The 390-nt window shown below is 59.5% G+C and carries 1 pseudogene; it reads right to left on the minus strand.

Features of this window, described 5'->3' with window-relative positions:
- Window positions 1-390 (minus strand): annotated as a pseudogene (locus FOE67_RS28550) (signal recognition particle protein); the annotation flags it as partial.

Genomic DNA, 390 nt, shown 5'->3' on the forward strand with positions numbered 1-390 from the left:
CGTTAGCAATACGGGCACGACGTGACCCGTTGAGGATCGACACGTCAGCACGCTCGGCCGGAGTCATCGCGCAGATGATGGCCTCAATGCGGTCAATCTCCCGCTCGTCGATGTTCTCAATCTGGCCTTTCATCTGGCCGACGCCGGGGAGCATGCCCATGATCTTGGACATCGGGCCCATGCGACGCATTTGACGCATGAGACCGAGGAAGTCATCGAGACCGAACTCCCCCTTGCCTGCCATGAGCTTGGCCGCAGCCGCCTGAGATTGCTCCTGATCGAAAGCTTTCTCGGCTTGCTCGATAAGGGTGAGCATGTCACCCATATCGAGGATGCGCGAGGCCATCCGGTCGGGATGGAAAACGTCGAAGTCCTTGAGACCCTCACCCG

This window comes from Streptomyces calidiresistens, from assembly GCF_014141525.1.
Taxonomy (GTDB): Bacteria; Actinomycetota; Actinomycetes; order Streptomycetales; family Streptomycetaceae; genus Streptomyces; species Streptomyces calidiresistens.